Source organism: Burkholderia sp. BCC1972 (genome assembly GCF_905339605.1).
GTDB lineage: Bacteria > Pseudomonadota > Gammaproteobacteria > Burkholderiales > Burkholderiaceae > Burkholderia.
In genome coordinates, this window is record NZ_CAJPGH010000002.1 from 409,057 (window position 1) to 424,239 (window position 15,183).

Here is a 15,183-nt window from a genome sequence, read left to right on the forward strand (position 1 = left end):
CAAGCCACTGTAGCGGAAATTCGACGCGCCGTGGCCGACGGGCGCGGCTGCGTGCGCCGGACGCTTTCCGGCGGTTCCGCGAACCGGTAGATTGGCGGACAATCGCGCGCTGGAGGCCGGTCGAGCCACGATCCGGGCATGCGTTGACCGTCGAGAAGCCATTCATGAAATTCCACGTAGAAGCGTCACTGCGGCGCACGTTGTTGCCCGTGCTGCTGGCGCATGCATTCCCGGGCGTCGCGGCAGGGCTCGACTGCGCCCAGGCAACCAGCCCGACGGAACAGGCCGTCTGCGCGTCGAACGACCTGCATCTGGACGACGGCAGGCTGTCGGCCTTTTACCGGAAGCTGTCCGGTGCGTTGCCGCAGGATCAGCGCGCGGCGTTGCGCACCGCGCAGCTCGGCTGGCTGAAGACGCGCGATCTATGCGGCGCCGATCATGGCTGTCTCGAGCAGCGCTATCTCACGCGGATCGGCGACCTGCAATCGCAACTGGCCGCGGTGCTCGCCTATCGGCCCGACGCCGAAGACAAGGCTGCGCTCGCGGACTTGCGTTCGCTCGTCGATCAGGCTCGCCGAACGGATGCAGGCTCGCCGGTCGAGAGCGTGATCGAACGGCTGCGGATCAAGACGGCAGTCACGCGGTTCTCCAGCGCGTCCGACGACGGGCAGGGTGCCACGTTTCCGACGGCCCGGCCCGATGGCGTGACGGTCGACGAATGGAACGCGTTGAAGGCGTCGCACGTCGACGGCGACGGTACGGAGACGAGTGCGTCCTACATGCTGATCGATCTCGATGGCAACGGGCAGCGCGATCTGGTGATCGAATCGGCGGCGAACGGAACGGGGTTGTGGTCGTCGGTCGACGTCCTGCGCCGCAACGGCGGCAAGTTCGAGACGCCCGGCGAGTCGAACGAGGCGATCGACCGCAGCGTGTACACGCTGAATGGCCGCGGCGCGAATCAGGCGGCCGACTGGATTCGGCTGCGCGGGCGTGTCTACGCGCTGTATCGCGACAGTCACTACGGTGTGGACGAGTTTTACCTGCTGCGGCCGTTTACCGTCGTCGACCAGGTGCCGATCCTGACCGTGCATTATCGCTACCGCCTGTCGGTGCCGATCGCGCAGCACAAGGAAGGCAAGGCTGCGCCGACGATGCTCGACGGCACACTGCATGCGGCGCTCGAACAGGCGCTGCACGACGTGAGCGACAGCGCCGCGCGCGATGCCGGCGCCGCCCGGCCGCTGTGTCCGATTCCACCGTCGGTGCAGGGCGATGACCGCGACGCGTATTCGAACTATGGCCCCGGTCACTATGCGTACGAGATCGTCGGCGACATGCCGGTTCATGTCGGCGGCACGTGCTACATCGGCCGGTTGATCGACTGGTTCGGCCAGTACGGAAAGGACGGCCTGGCGGCACGGCTGTCGATGCGTCTTCCCGCCAACGATACGGACCGCGAGCAGACGTTCAGCGTGACCGGCGTCCGGACCGTGACGTCCGTCGCGACGTCGATCGGGAAAATGACGGTCAACAGCGGGAATTGAAGCGCACGCATGCGGCTGCGCTCGGCCGCAACGACTTGAACGCGGCCGGCACGCCACCGGATGCGTCACCGGTTCGCCAGCGCGACGTCCTGGTTGCCGCGTCCGGTCACCAGGCAGCCCGACATGAAGGCCTCGCTCTGGCTACCGGCGGCCGCGTCGCCGAAGCCGCGGCCGAGCGCATCGGCCCTGACCTGCGCGGCGCCTTGCTCGCATGCGAGCGGGCTGGCGTCGCGACCCTGTGCATGCAGGATCGCGCGATCGCCGATGAGATAGGCCAGCAGCGCGAAAACAGCGATATGTACGGCTCGTCTCATGATTCGTCTCCTCGTCGCTCAAAGCGTAACGCGGACACGTTCGACGAAGCACTTGGGGCTTCCCCCGGTAAACGTCTGCTGAAAGCGGTGGCGGGGCGCTGGAATCCGACCCGATTATTCGCCGGAACCCGGCACGACGGCGATGCGCGCGAGTTTGACGAATGTCAGGGTCCGGGCGGGAGCGAACGGTCGCGCGACTGCTCGAGGCGATAGCATGAATGCATGATTTGACGGAACGCGATGGCGGATGAACGCATCGGCTCCGGCAAGCAGGTCCGCGATGAATATCGCTGTCGAAATAGTGAGGAATCCAAATGTTGAACGTCTCTTCCGTGCTGATCAGTCTCGCTCCGCTGTGGGCCATCCTGCTGGTGGCGTCGTCGGCGGCCGCCTATTTCGTGTTCTGGCGCAAGGTCATCGACTGAGTGCAGCGCGCCACGCGTGCGCATCGTGCGCATGCACGGCGTGCGATGTCCGTCATTGCACCGCCGTCACCGGCACATTCGAAATCCGCACCAGCCGGCCCATCACGCTGCGGCGAAACACCGACATCAGCGCATGCAGCGGATCCTGGCGCGGCGCGACCACCACGATCTCGTCGCACCCGGTCTCGGCCGCGACGGATGCGATCGTATCGGCCACCGGCCCGACCTTCATCACGACGGTGTATTTCACGCCGGCCTCCCGCAAAATCCGCTCGGCCATGGCCAGATCGTCGGCCGCGAACTTCTCCTCGATCGAGCGCAGTCGCGACAGCGGGTGGTAGGCCTCGAGCCGCGTCGATTCGAGCGGCGCCTGGACGTTGATCAGCACCACCTCCGACGCGCAGCGCTCGCGATACAGGAATGTCGCGTGGCGAACGGCCTGAAGCGAGCGCGGCGAGTGGCCGACCGGAACCAGCAGCTTGAGCATGGACGATGTCCTGGGAACGAGATGCTTCCAGCGTAGCGCGCGGCCGGAGCGGGCAACCTAAAGAGATCGGGCGGTCGCGTAAAAATGTCGTTAACGTGCGCCGCCGCGTGACGCGCCTATTAGAAATATAAGAAATTTAAGTTTATGCGCATAAACGATTTCATCGGCCGGGACGGTGCGAGCGGCCCGGTATGCGTCGCCGCGATTCAGTCGGATCCGCAATGAATCGCGACGGAAAATATCGGAGGTCGCCGATCCGGCGTCGCGTAGAGTAGAGCATCGGCCGCGGCGCGGCCTCTTCCGGCGGGTTCGGGAGCGACTGCAGCCGCCACGCGGCCCGCCATTCCATTTCGAATCCAGGAGACCCCGCATGCCGCACGGCGCCCCGCAGCTTCTCGCTCCCGCTTCCATCTCCGTCGATCCGGTCGTGCGCCTGTCGGCAGGCGAGCTTGCCGGCGCGATCCGCAGCAAGACGGTTTCGTGCGTCGAGACGATGCGTGCGTACCTCGATCACGTCGAGCGCGTGAACGGCGCAATCAACGCGATCGTCGCACTGCGCGACCGTGACGCGCTGCTGGCCGAAGCCGCGGAAAAGGACGCCGCACTGGCGCGTGGCGAGTATCACGGCTGGATGCACGGGATGCCGCAGGCGCCGAAGGATCTGGCGATGACGAAGGGGCTGCGGACGACCTACGGCTCGCCGATCTTCCGCGAGAACGTGCCGCAGGCCGATTCCGTCGGCGTCGCGCGGATGCGCGCGGCCGGCGCGATCTTCATCGGCAAGACCAATACGCCCGAATTCGGGCTCGGCTCGCACACGTTCAACGAGGTCCATGGCGCAACGCGCAACCCGTACGACCTGACGAAGAGTGCGGGCGGCAGCAGCGGCGGCACGGCGGCGGCGCTCGCCGCGCGGATGCTGCCGGTCGCGGATGGCAGCGATTTCGGCGGCTCGCTGCGCAACCCGGCCGCGTTCTGCAACATCTACGGCTTCCGTCCGTCGCAGGGCCGCGTGCCGCGCTGGCCGGGCGTCGACGTGTTCATGCAGCAGCTCGGCATCGAAGGGCCGATGGGCCGCACCGTCGGCGACGTCGCGCAGCTGCTCGCGATCCAGGCCGGCTACGACGCGAACGATCCGCTGTCGCTCGCGGAAGATCCGGCCGTGTTCGCGCAGCCGCTCGACGCGGACCTGCGCGGCAAGCGCATCGCGTGGGTCGGCGACTGGAACGGCTATCTCGCGACCGAGGCCGGCGTGCTTTCGCAGTGCGAGGCGGGGCTCGCGACGCTGCGCGAGATCGGCTGCGACGTCGATGCCGCGTTGCCGGCGTTCGCGCCCGACCGGATCTGGCGCCTGTGGCTCACGCACCGGCACCTGCTGTCGGGCGGCGGGCTGCTCGCGCACTATCGCGACCCGGCGCGGCGCGCGCTGCTGAAGCCCGAGGCGATCTACGAAGTCGAAGGGCTGCTCGCGACGCAGGGTGCGGCGGTGTTCGACGCGAGCGTCGAGCGAACCGCGTGGCATCAGGCCGTGCTGAGCTTCTTCGACCGCTACGACTTCATCGCGGCGCCGACCGCGCAGGTGTTCCCGTTCGACGTCGACCAGCGCTGGCCGAAGGAGATTGCGGGCCGCACGATGGACACTTACCACCGCTGGATGGAAACGGTCGTGCCGTGGACGCTGGCCGGCTGCCCGGTGATCAACGTGCCGGTCGGCTTCAACGATGCGGGGCTGCCGATGGGCATGCAGCTGATCGGGCGCCCGCGTGCCGATCTCGCGGTGCTGCAACTTGCGCGCGGCTACGAGCAGGCGGCCGACTGGGTCAACCAGCGGTTGCCGGCGTGGATGGCCGCATAACGTCGCGGCCAGGCTGGCCAACAAGCCGGTAGCAGGGCGATGAAACGGGCGGCGGCGAGTCGCCCGTTTTGTCTGGCGCGGCGAACGCGACGCGTGGCGGCGCTGCGTTTTGCTGCACTGCATGCAAAGGCCCCACTCAGCCTGCATTGACGCAACCGGAGAACGAATGCCGATACCCGCGTGACATCGCACGGCAAACGGGGACGAATCCACGTGACGACGCCTGCCGGTCGCGGAATTGCAAGCGGCCGCACGCCGTGATTTCGTTTCGATGTGTTTCAGTCGTTGCGGCATCGCGCGACGCGCTTCGACAATATCGGCCTCAATCATTCGGGCACGAGGAAAGCACATGAAGCACATTCGCGCGACGGGCCGTCACCTGGCCTCGGCAGGCATCGCGTTCGGCATCCTGATCAGTCACGCCGCGCACGCGCAGCTCGACTTGCAGTCGCTGGGCGCGTCGCTGCTCGGCGGCGGTCAGCAACAGCAGGCGGCGCCCGCGCAGGGCGGCGGTGTCGCGCAGTTGCTGCAGGCCTATGTCGGCGCGAACCGGCAGGTGCTGACCGGCCAGTCGTCGCTCGCGTCGGCGATGGGGCTGACCGGGGCGGCGGGGCAGGCGCAGCAGGCCGCGAGCCAGCTGTCCGGCGGCGATGCGCTGACGCCGGCCACGCTGTCGCAGATGGGCGGCGCGCAGCAGTCGGTGTCGCAGGCGCTCGGCCAGGCGTTCGCGAGCGGCGGTGCAACGCACGGTCCGATCGACAAGCAGGCGTTCAGCAACGGCCTCGCATCGCTCGGGCAAGGCCTCACGCAGTATTCGCAGCTGCAGTCGGGGCTCGGCAATCTCGGTTCGACGAGCGCGGCGTCGCTGCTGCAATCGGGCCTGAATCCGCAGAACATGCAGGCCGCTTCGTATATCGCGCAAAGCGCGCCGGGCCAGCTGCAGTCGCTCGCGGCGACGCTCAGCCAGGCCGTGCAGTTCGCGACGAGCCAGGGCATTTCGGTGCCGTCGGTCGCATCGTCCGCGCTGAAGCTGCTGCCGTAGCGTCGTGCGGGCGTACGCGCGATGCGGTGCCGGCATCGCGCGCGGCGATGGACAATCGCCCCGCGCAACATGGGGATTTCGCGTGATGCTATCGTGGCGAGTCCCTTTTATCGGTGCAGGTTCATGACTGACTCGTTCGACCTCTCGCGCTATTTCTCCCGCATCGGCTACGACGGCCCGGCCGAGCCGACGCTCGACGTGCTGCGCCGGTTGCATCTGCTGCATCCGCAGGCGATCCCGTTCGAAAACCTCAATCCGTTGACCGGCGCGCACGTCGCGCTCGACCTGCCGGCGCTTGTCGACAAGGTGATCGAGCGCCGCCGCGGCGGCTACTGCTTCGAACTCAACACGCTGTTCTACACCGCGCTCACGACGATCGGCTTTCGCGTGACGCCGATGATCGCGCGCGTGCTCTGGATGCGGCCGCCGGAACTGCCGGCCGCGCCGCATACGCACATGCTGCTGCGCATCGATCTCGACGGCGTGGCGTGGCTCGCGGACATCGGTTTCGGCAGCGCGACGCTGACGGCGCCGCTGCGTTTCGTGCCGGACGAGCGGCAACTGACGCCGCACGGTGCGTTCCGCGTCGTCGCCGCGCCGGTCGGCGGCGAATTCGACATGCAGTTCGAGACGCCGGACGGCTGGCAGACCACCTACCGCTTCCAGCCGAAGCAGGTCGAATGGATCGATTACGATGTCGCGAACTGGTTCACGTCGACCTATCCCGACTCGATCTTCCTGCATGACCTGATTGCGTGCCGCGTGCTGCCGGACGGCCGCGCCGCGCTGCGCAACACCACGCTGACGCTGCGCGACGCGGCGGGCGCGGGGCGCTCCGTCACGTTCGACAGCGCGGCCGAGTGGGGCGCGTGCCTGCGCGACACGATCGGCGTCAATACGGACGGTTTCGATCTCGACGCGCTGTTTGCGCGGCTCGCGGCGCGCGCCGCCGCGCAATAGCGCGAACGCGCGGCAGGCGGCCTGCACGCGGGCCGCACCCGTTTCCCGGCAATCATCCCGCCGCCCCCGCGATTGACTTTTGCTAGATTGCTAGCATACTAGCCATCATGACCGACGAAGAAGTGAAGCAATTCAACGTGTACCTGCCGCTCGGACTGATCCGGCAGGTCAAGCATCGCGCCATCGAGACGGAGCAATCGCTGTCCGCGCTGGTGGCCGATGCGCTACGCGCGTACCTGGCCGCGCCGTCGCCAGGTGCGGAACCGTCCACCAAGGAGAAATGACATGTCATCCGAGCGAATCGAAGCCGTGTACCTGACGACGCACAACTGGGGCAAGTCGGCGAAGTTCTTCCAGGCGCTGGGCTTCAAGCTGGAATTCGAAACCGATCACAACTCGGGCCAGCTGCGCAGCGGCGACGGTCCGTTCCTGTTCATCGCGGAAGTGCCGCCGGGCGAGACGCCGGATATGCAGGTCGTGCTCAAGGTGGCCGACGAGCAGGCGGTGCGGCCGCAGCCGATCGTCGACGTCGTCACGCCGTTCGAGGACACGCACTGGGGCACGCGGGACATGACCGTGCGCGATCCCGACGGCCGTGTGTGGCGCCTGCAGGCGCCGGGCAAGCAGGGCGCGTGAGGCCGGCATGACCGAGATCCGCGAAGACGCCCCCGACAGCACGGCCGCCCGCGTCGCGCTGTGGCGCGCGCTGCACGTCGAACTCGACGCGCCGCCGCACGTGCTTGCCGACGAAGTCGGGCTTCAGTTGCTCGCGCCGCCGCCGGGCTGGCAGCAGCGCGGCGACATGGATCCGCAGTTCACGCGGCCGTTTCGCGCGTCGATCGTCGCGCGGGCGCGTTTCATCGAGGATCTCGTGGCCGAGCAGGCCGCGCGCGGCGTGAGCCAGTATGTGATCCTCGGCGCGGGCCTCGACAGCTTCGTGCAGCGCCGTCCCGACATGGCGTCGCGCGTGACCGTGTTCGAAGTCGACCCGCCCGCGCCGCAGGCATGGAAGCGGCGCCGCCTGGTCGAACTCGGTTTCGGCGTGCCCGACTGGCTGCGTTTCGTGCCGGTCGATTTCGAGGCGAAGCAGTCGTGGCGCGCTGCGCTCGTCGGCGCGGGCTTCGATGCCGGCAGGCCGGCTGTCGTGGTGTCGACGGGCGTCAGCATGTACCTGACGCGCGAAGCGAACGCGGCCGCGTTGCGCGAAGTCGCGTCGCTCGCGCCGGGCTCGACGCTCGCGATGACATTCTTGCTGCCGTTGGAGAACGCGGACCCGGACGTGCGTCCGGCGCTCGACATGGCCGCGAAGGGCGCACGCGCGAGCGGCACGCCGTTCATCAGCTTCTTCATGCCGGCGCAGATCCGGGCGCTCGCGCTGGAGGCCGGTTTTGCGAAGGCCGAGCACGTGTCGGCCGCCGAACTGACGCGTCGTTATTTCGCCGATCGCACGGACGGCCTGCGGCCGCCGAACCACGCGGAAGAGCTGCTGGTCGCGACAGTCTGAACCACGGCGCGCGCGATCCCCGTCACGCGCGTTCGAGCACGGCCATTTCCCGCACGACCACGAGCAGCACCGCCAGGCTCGCGCCGCCCGACGCGCGCAAGTCCGCGAGCAGGTGCTCGTAGCGCGCGAGCGCGGCGTTGCGGCGCTCGCGCCACGCACCGACGATCGTCTCCGGCGTCGTCGAATCCGGCGACTCCGCGAGTGCGCTCGTCGTCAGCGTGCGCTTCAGGCGCGCGACTTCCGCGAGTGCGGCGGCGCGTGCCAGCATGTCCCAGTGCGTCGGCGTCGGCAGCGTCGCCGCGCGCTCGCTGATCCAGCCGTAATTGAGCAGCGTGCCGAGCGAGAAATACACACCCGCGACGAGTTCGAGACTACGGTTGCAGGTCGCGGCCACTTCGGCGATGTCGAGCAGCGCGGCTGAAATGTCGCCGCTCGCGACGCGTACCGCGAGCGCACTGTCGACACCGGCTTCGACCAGCACGCGCTGCCGCTCGGACAGCGCATCGAGATCGTCGGCCGGCAGCAGCGACGGCAGTTGCGGGGCGAGCCGTTCCGCCGCGTCGCGGCAACGCGCGATCAGCTCGGCGACGCCGCCGTCCGCCACCGCACCGGATTGCAGGTGGCGCAGGAACCACAGCGCCGCACGCTCCAGCAGCCGCGCGACGTCGACGAACATGCGCGCCTGCACGTCGTCGGCCACGCGGTTGTCGAGCGCGTCGATGTCGCGCCATACCGCGTCGAGGTCGAACACGTCGCGCGCCATGATGCACGCGCGGACGATGTCGCCCGGCTTCGCGTCGGTTTCCTCCATCAGCCGGTGCACGAACGCGCAGCCGACGCGGTTCACGAGCGCGTTGGTCAGGTGCGTCGCGAGAATCTCGCGGCGCAGCGGATGGCGGCCCATCGGCTCGCTGAAGCGTTGCTGCAGCGGCTTCGGGAAGTAGTCGACGAGCATCGCGGCCACCAGCGGATCCTCGGGCACGTCGGATTCGAGCAGCGCGTCGTAGAGCCACATCTTGCTGTACGCGAGCAGCACCGCGCGCTCCGGCGACGTGAGGCCGGCCTTCGCGGCCTGCCGCTCGGCGACTTCGTCGTCGGTCGGCAGGAATTCGATCACGCGGTTCAGCCGGCCCGCGCGTTCGAGCCAGCGCATCAGGCGCGCTTCGGCGTCGAGCAGCTCGACCGCATAGCGGCCGGCGATCGACAGCGCCTGCGTCTGGTAGTAGTTGTCGCGCAGCACGAGCAGCCCGACTTCGTCGGTCATTTCCGCGAGCAGTGCGTTGCGCTGCTTCTCGGTCATTTCGCCGTCCGACACGACGAGCCCGAGCAGGATCTTGATGTTGACTTCGTGATCCGAACAATCGACGCCGGCCGAGTTGTCGATCGCATCGGTGTTGATGCGGCCGCCGCGCTGCGCGAACTCGATGCGGCCGAACTGCGTGCAGCCGAGGTTGCCGCCTTCGCCGACCACCTTGCAGCGCAGGTCCGCGCCGTTCACGCGCACCGCGTCGTTCGCGCGGTCGCCGACCTGCAGGTGGGTTTCGCGCGCGGCCTTCACGTAGGTGCCGATGCCGCCGTTGTACAGCAGGTCGACCGGCGCCTGCAGGATCGCGCGGATCAGGTCGGTCGGCGGCAGTGCGTGGGCGTCGATGCCGAGCGCGGCCTGCACGGCCGGCGACAGCGGGATCGTCTTCGCGGTGCGCGGATACACGCCGCCGCCCGACGAAATCGCTGCCGGATCGTAGTCGGCCCAGCTCGAGCGTTCGAGCGCGAACATGCGCGCGCGCTCCGCGAAGCTCGTCGCGGGATCGGGGTTCGGGTCGAGAAACACGTGGCGGTGATCGAACGCGGCGACGAGCCGGATATGCGGCGACAGCAGCATCCCGTTGCCGAACACGTCGCCCGACATGTCGCCGACGCCGACCACGGTGAAGTCGGTGGTTTGCGTGTCGATGCCCATCTCGCGGAAGTGCCGCTTCACCGATTCCCACGCGCCGCGCGCGGTGATCGCCATCTTCTTGTGGTCGTAGCCGACCGAGCCGCCGGACGCGAACGCGTCGTCGAGCCAGAAGCCGTATTCGTGCGAGATCGCGTTCGCGTAGTCGGAGAAGGTGGCCGTGCCCTTGTCGGCGGCGACGACCAGGTACGGATCGTCGGCGTCATGGCGCACCACGTCGGGCGGCGGCACGATCGCGTTGCCGACGAGGTTGTCGGTCAGGTCGAGCAGCCCCCGCAGGAAGGTCTGGTAGCACGCGACGCCTTCGCGCATCCACGCTTCGCGATCGCTCGGCGGCGGCGGGTTCTTCACGACGAAGCCGCCTTTCGAGCCGACCGGCACGATCACGACGTTCTTCACCATCTGCGCCTTCATCAGCCCGAGCACCTCGGTGCGGAAGTCCTCGCGTCGATCCGACCAGCGCAGGCCGCCGCGCGCGACGCGCCCGCCGCGCAGATGCACGCCCTCGACACGCGGCGAATATACCCAGATCTCGAACATCGGCTTCGGTTCGGGCAGGCCGGGCACCTTGGCCGGATCGAACTTGAACGACAGGTACGGTTTCGAGTCGCCGCTTGCGTCGACGAGGAAGTAGTTGGTGCGCTCGGTCGCGTTGATCACGCCGAGGAACTGGCGCAGGATGCGGTCCTCGTCGAGGTTCGGCACCTGGTCGAGCGCGCCTTCGATCGCCTTCAGCAGGCGTTCGGCCTGCACGCCGCGCGTGTCGCCGGTGGCCGGGTCGAAGCGCAGCAGGAACAGCTCGACGAGCTGTCGGGCGATCGCCGGATTGCCGGTCAGCGCGCGTTCGATATACGCGTCGCTGAACGTCGAGCCGACCTGCCGCAGGTATTTCGCATACGCGCGCAGGATCGTGACTTCGCGCGCGCTCAGGTGCGCACGCAGCACGAGGCGGTTGAAGTCGTCGTTCTCGATCCGGCCGCTCCAGATCCGGTCGAACGCATCCTCGAACAGGCCCTTCACGCGCTCGATGTCGAACTCGGTATCGTCCGCGAGCTCGAGGCCGAAGTCGTGTACCCATGCGTGCGTCGCGTCCTGCGTCTGGATCCGGTACGGGCGCTCCTCGTCGACGCGCACGCCGAGATGCTCGAGCATCGGCAGGCTGCGCGACAGCGCGATCGGGTCGCCCGCGCGATAGACCTTGAAGCGGAACGCGCGCGGCTCGGCCTCGATCGGGCGGTACAGGTTCATCGCGAGCTGCCCCGTGTCCTTCACGCGCTCGATCAGCTCGATGTCGCGCACGGCCGTGCGGGCCGGGTAGTCGTCGCGATAGCCGGCCGGGAACGAATCGGCATAGCGCTGCAGCAGGCGGTTGCCTTGTTCTTCGCCGAATGCGTCGAGCAGCGCGTCGGCGAGATCGTCCTGCCAGCGGCGCGTGACCTGCACGAGCCGCGTTTCGAGCTCGCGCGTGTCGACATCGGGCATCGTGCCCGGTTCCGCATGGACAACGAAATGAATGCGCGCGATCGCCGATTCCGACAGCAGCGGCGTGAATTCGACGTTCACGCCGTTGTACGCGTCGACGAGGAGTTTCGCGATGCGGCGGCGCAGGTCGGTGTTGTACTTGTCGCGCGGCACGAACACGAGGCACGACACGAAGCGGTCGAACCGGTCGCGCCGCACGAACAGCCGCGTGCGCTGGTGTTCCTGCAGCCGCAGGATGCCGAGCGCGATGTCGTAGAGCTGGTCTTCGTCGGCCTGGAACAGTTCGTCGCGCGGATAGGTTTCGAGCACCGTCACGAGCGACTTGCCGAGATGCCCCTTCGGCAGGAAGCCTGCGCGCCGCACGATGTTCGCGCACTTGCGGCGCACGATCGGGATCTCGGCGCTCGACACCATGTAGGCGGTCGACGTGTAGAGCCCGATGAAGCGGCGCTCGCCGGTGACCTTGCCGTCCGCGCCGACGAGTTTCACGCCCACATAGTCGAGATAGCCCGGCCGGTGCACGGTCGCACGCGAGTTCGCCTTCGTCAGGAAGATCGGCCACGCGCCGGTGATGATGTCGGCGGCGGCCTGCGGCAGCGGCGTCACGTCGGGCGCGCCCGACGTGCGCAGCGATTCGCGCAGGATGCCGTAGCCCGAGCCTTCGACGCCGCGCAGGCCGAAGCCCGTGCCGTGCGACACCAGCGCATAGTCGCGCTGGCCGAGGAACGTGAAGTGGTCGGCGGCCATCCATTCGAGGAACGCGCGCGCCTCAATGTCTTCCGCGGTCGATTCGCGCGCCTTCATCTCCTTGATCGTCGCACGGGCGATGTCGACGATCTTCGGCCAGTCCTCGACCGACGCGCGCACGTCGCCCAGCACGCGTGCGATGTCCTCGCGCAGCGTGTCGAGCAGCGCGGCGTCGCCGCAGCGGTCGACCTCGAAATGGATGAACGACGCGAGCTGCGACTGGCCGTCGCCGGGCGTCGCACCGCCCGCGTCGACGCGCTCGATGCCGCCGCCCGCGCCGCGCCAGATGCGGAACACCGGGTGCAGCGCCGAATGCAGCGCGAGCCCGAGGCGGTTGACGGCCATCGACACCGAGTCGACGAGGAACGGCATGTCGTCGTTGACGATCTCGATCACCGTGTGATCGGAATGCCAGCCGTGCTGTTCGAGGATCGGGTTGTACACGCGCAGCCGCTCGCTGCCGGGCACGAATTTCTGGGCGGTCTGCCAGTGCGCCATCGCGGCGCCGTACAGGTCGGCGATGCTGCGGCTCTGCAGATCGTCGGCGTCGACGAAATCGTAGTAATGACGCAGGAAGGGTTCGACGATCCGGAAGGTGGCTTCGGGCAGGCGCCCGCGTGCGAATTCGACGACATCGGAGAGCAGGTGTGCGACGACTTCCTCGTTCTTCGCTTCCATGGCGGTCTCCTCGTCGGGTGGCCATTGGCTGCTGCGTCTGTCCGGCATTATGGCCCCGATCGCGTGACAAAGCGATGTGCGGGCGCACAACGCGGGCGGCCCGAGGCGGCCGCGTGCGGCGCCCGTCGCGGGCGGCGCGGCGTGGATTCAGCGCGGGGCGGGCGGTGTCGAAGCATCGCCGCCCCTGACGCTCAGCGCTCGTCGCTCCACAGCTTCCCGGCCGTCGCCCAGTTCTCCTTTTTCACGTCGGTCAGGACGATGTCGACCGAGCCCGGCTCGCAGCCGAGCGTCTCGCATGTGACGCGCGTGATCGCTTCGACGAATGCGCGCTTCTGGTCGACGGTGCGGCCTTCGAACAGCTGGATATTGAAAGTCGGCATGGCAATGCTCCGGTTGAGGTTGAACGATTCGGCAGGATGAGGATGAGGACGACGGCGTCAGTCGCGATACGACGGATCGATCCGGTCGAGCCGACGCAGCAGCGCCGGCCATTCCAGTTCGCCTTCGATCGCGCCGCCGTCGCGCAGTTGTGCGGCCGTGCGGTCCGCGATGGCCGGGTCGGGCAGCACGAGCGGCCCGCCGCCTGCTTGCGCGCGCACCTGGATGTCGCAGGCCTTGATCAGCGTATCCATCAGCACATAGGCTTCGGCGACGGTGCGGCCGACCGTCAGCGTGCCGTGATTGCGCAGCAGCATCGCGGATTTCGCGCCGAGGCTCGCGGTCAGTCGCGCGCCTTCGGCCGGCGAGAACGCGAGCGCCTCGTAGTCGTGGTACGCGAGGTCGCCATGAAAGCGCAGCGCGTGCTGCGACGCGGGCAGCAGCCCGTCGCGCTGGATCGACACGGCGATGCCGGGTGTATTGTGCAGGTGCATCACGCAGACGGCATCGGCGCGCGCGGCGTGCACGGCCGCATGCAGCGCGAAGCCCGTCACGTTGACCGCATGCTCGCCGTCGCCGATCCGGTTGCCGGCCAGATCGATCTTCACGAGGTTCGATGCGCGGACCTCGTCGAACGTGAGGCCGAACGGGTTGATCAGGAAGTGGCCGGGCTCGCCGGGCACGGTCGCGGACAGGTGCGTGTAGATCAGGTCGTCCCAGCCGTTCAGCGCGACGAGCCGGTAGGCTGCGGCGAGATCGACGCGCATCCGGCGTTCGGCGTCCGAGATCGGGCCGCCGGGTTTCACGGCATCAGGACGGTGTGCGAATGACGACATCGGGTTCTCCGAGGGTGAAGCGGCGCGCGACGTAGACGGTCGCCCATGATGCGAGTGCGAACGGCGCCGTGAACACGGGGACGTCCGCGCGCATCGCGAGCCACTGGATCAGCGCGGCGAGGGCGGCGGCGGCAAGCGCCGCGCGCGGGCCGCGCGGCATCAGCGCAAGTGCGGCGAGCGCGCCGTTGAAGCCGAGGAGGCCATCGGCGAGCCATGCGCCGTTTGCGCCGAGCGCGACCAGCAGCACGGTCGACACGATCGCACCGCCGAGCGCGAACGCGGCCGCGCGGCGCGACGCGACGGCGAGGCCGGCGACGATCAGTATGCCGGCCCATGCGCCTTGCGCGAAGGTGGTCTGCGCGACGCCCGACAACAGGGCGTCGGCGGTGGAAGCAAGCGTCGGCGCCGCGCCGGCCGTCGAGCCGCTCGCATGCTGCGGCGCGACAAACGGCAGCCACAGCGTGGTGACGGCGAGGCACGGGCTCGAATACGGGCACTGCCGCCAGCGGGCGAGCGGCCCGCGCATCGCACGCTGCACGAGTGCGGCGCCGATCGAGACCAGCGGCACCAGCGCGACGGCTGCGAGTTGATGGGGCGCGAACAGCACGGCGATCAGTGCGGCGAGCGCACCATTGAAGCCGTGCAGCCCCTGTTCGACGTCGCGGCGCTCGGCGCCGGTCAGCACGGCGGTCATGCTGGCGGCGGCCGAGCCGACCAGCGCCGCGCTCGCGAGCCGCAGGTCGGTCAGTGCCAGCGCGGCGAGCAGCAGCGCGCCGGTGAATGCGTTCGCCTGCAGCACGATCTGCCCGATACCGCGCAGCAGGATACGCAGGTCGATCGACGGCGGGACGGGGCGGACGGTAGGCATGATGGCTGCGGAACAGGACGAGCCGCGAGCATAGGACACAATCCCGTGCACCGTAATAGGGAATTCTGGATAGTCAGGATTTGTTCAACGATGCCCCGCATTG

At 68.4% G+C, this 15,183-nt stretch carries 13 protein-coding genes; 7 read left to right on the forward strand and 6 right to left on the reverse strand.

The features are described from left to right. The first annotated feature begins 164 nt into the window (after positions 1-164). Positions 165-1,547, forward strand: a complete 1,383-nt coding sequence (locus tag U5798_RS05310; RefSeq protein WP_322081435.1) for a lysozyme inhibitor LprI family protein — start codon at positions 165-167, stop codon at positions 1,545-1,547. A gap of 65 nt (positions 1,548-1,612) precedes the next feature. Here U5798_RS05310 and U5798_RS05315 read toward each other — a convergent pair whose 3' ends face one another. Then, the gene (locus tag U5798_RS05315; protein WP_124446822.1) at positions 1,613-1,861 is read right to left on the reverse strand and encodes an adhesin; all 249 of its coding nucleotides are present in this window, start codon (positions 1,859-1,861) and stop codon (positions 1,613-1,615) included. Between the two features lie 477 nt (positions 1,862-2,338). Then, on the reverse strand, positions 2,339-2,773 hold the full coding sequence (locus U5798_RS05320; protein ID WP_124446824.1) for a universal stress protein: 435 nt from the start codon (positions 2,771-2,773) through the stop codon (positions 2,339-2,341). A 370-nt stretch (positions 2,774-3,143) separates the two neighbouring features. Between U5798_RS05320 and U5798_RS05325 the strand changes: the two genes are divergently transcribed. From U5798_RS05325 to U5798_RS05350, 6 genes are all read left to right on the forward strand, one after another. Next, positions 3,144-4,628, forward strand: a complete 1,485-nt coding sequence (locus tag U5798_RS05325; RefSeq protein ID WP_322081436.1) for an amidase — start codon at positions 3,144-3,146, stop codon at positions 4,626-4,628. 349 nt (positions 4,629-4,977) lie between these two features. Beyond that, complete coding sequence (locus U5798_RS05330; RefSeq protein ID WP_124446828.1) at positions 4,978-5,670, forward strand: hypothetical protein; 693 nt, start codon at positions 4,978-4,980, stop codon at positions 5,668-5,670. 123 nt (positions 5,671-5,793) lie between these two features. Then, a complete protein-coding gene (locus tag U5798_RS05335; protein WP_322081437.1) occupies positions 5,794-6,630 on the forward strand; it encodes an arylamine N-acetyltransferase in 837 nt (278 codons plus the stop codon). 107 nt (positions 6,631-6,737) lie between these two features. Next, a complete protein-coding gene (locus U5798_RS05340; protein WP_124446831.1) occupies positions 6,738-6,914 on the forward strand; it encodes a ribbon-helix-helix protein, CopG family in 177 nt (58 codons plus the stop codon). Position 6,915: 1 nt separating this feature from the next. Beyond that, on the forward strand, positions 6,916-7,266 hold the full coding sequence (locus tag U5798_RS05345; RefSeq protein ID WP_322081438.1) for a VOC family protein: 351 nt from the start codon (positions 6,916-6,918) through the stop codon (positions 7,264-7,266). Between the two features lie 7 nt (positions 7,267-7,273). Further along, positions 7,274-8,134, forward strand: coding sequence for a class I SAM-dependent methyltransferase (locus U5798_RS05350; protein WP_322081439.1), 861 nt, complete (start codon positions 7,274-7,276; stop codon positions 8,132-8,134). A 22-nt stretch (positions 8,135-8,156) separates the two neighbouring features. Here the strand turns inward: U5798_RS05350 and U5798_RS05355 are convergent, their stop codons facing one another. The 4 genes from U5798_RS05355 to U5798_RS05370 all read right to left on the reverse strand — a co-directional run bounded on the left by U5798_RS05355 (position 8,157) and on the right by U5798_RS05370 (position 15,080). Next, positions 8,157-12,998, reverse strand: coding sequence for an NAD-glutamate dehydrogenase (locus U5798_RS05355; protein WP_124446837.1), 4,842 nt, complete (start codon positions 12,996-12,998; stop codon positions 8,157-8,159). 191 nt (positions 12,999-13,189) lie between these two features. Beyond that, positions 13,190-13,378, reverse strand: a complete 189-nt coding sequence (locus U5798_RS05360) for a 4-oxalocrotonate tautomerase (RefSeq protein ID WP_322081440.1) — start codon at positions 13,376-13,378, stop codon at positions 13,190-13,192. A gap of 57 nt (positions 13,379-13,435) precedes the next feature. Next, the gene (locus U5798_RS05365; protein ID WP_124446839.1) at positions 13,436-14,212 is read right to left on the reverse strand and encodes a class II aldolase/adducin family protein; all 777 of its coding nucleotides are present in this window, start codon (positions 14,210-14,212) and stop codon (positions 13,436-13,438) included. Then, entirely contained in the window at positions 14,187-15,080 is an 894-nt protein-coding gene (locus tag U5798_RS05370; RefSeq protein WP_322081441.1) for an urea transporter, read from the reverse strand. The genes U5798_RS05365 and U5798_RS05370 overlap by 26 nt, the downstream gene beginning before the upstream one ends. Positions 15,081-15,183: the final 103 nt, after the last annotated feature.

Bases quoted from the DNA above. Each gene is read 5' to 3' on its own strand.
- U5798_RS05310 (WP_322081435.1), top strand. From the start codon at position 165: ATGAAATTCCACGTAGAAGCGTCACTGCGGCGCACGTTGTTGCCCGTG.
- U5798_RS05315 (WP_124446822.1), bottom strand. From the start codon at position 1,861: ATGAGACGAGCCGTACATATCGCTGTTTTCGCGCTGCTGGCCTATCTC.
- U5798_RS05320 (WP_124446824.1), bottom strand. From the start codon at position 2,773: ATGCTCAAGCTGCTGGTTCCGGTCGGCCACTCGCCGCGCTCGCTTCAG.
- U5798_RS05325 (WP_322081436.1), top strand. From the start codon at position 3,144: ATGCCGCACGGCGCCCCGCAGCTTCTCGCTCCCGCTTCCATCTCCGTC.
- U5798_RS05330 (WP_124446828.1), top strand. From the start codon at position 4,978: ATGAAGCACATTCGCGCGACGGGCCGTCACCTGGCCTCGGCAGGCATC.
- U5798_RS05335 (WP_322081437.1), top strand. From the start codon at position 5,794: ATGACTGACTCGTTCGACCTCTCGCGCTATTTCTCCCGCATCGGCTAC.
- U5798_RS05340 (WP_124446831.1), top strand. From the start codon at position 6,738: ATGACCGACGAAGAAGTGAAGCAATTCAACGTGTACCTGCCGCTCGGA.
- U5798_RS05345 (WP_322081438.1), top strand. From the start codon at position 6,916: ATGTCATCCGAGCGAATCGAAGCCGTGTACCTGACGACGCACAACTGG.
- U5798_RS05350 (WP_322081439.1), top strand. From the start codon at position 7,274: ATGACCGAGATCCGCGAAGACGCCCCCGACAGCACGGCCGCCCGCGTC.
- U5798_RS05355 (WP_124446837.1), bottom strand. From the start codon at position 12,998: ATGGAAGCGAAGAACGAGGAAGTCGTCGCACACCTGCTCTCCGATGTC.
- U5798_RS05360 (WP_322081440.1), bottom strand. From the start codon at position 13,378: ATGCCGACTTTCAATATCCAGCTGTTCGAAGGCCGCACCGTCGACCAG.
- U5798_RS05365 (WP_124446839.1), bottom strand. From the start codon at position 14,212: ATGTCGTCATTCGCACACCGTCCTGATGCCGTGAAACCCGGCGGCCCG.
- U5798_RS05370 (WP_322081441.1), bottom strand. From the start codon at position 15,080: ATGCCTACCGTCCGCCCCGTCCCGCCGTCGATCGACCTGCGTATCCTG.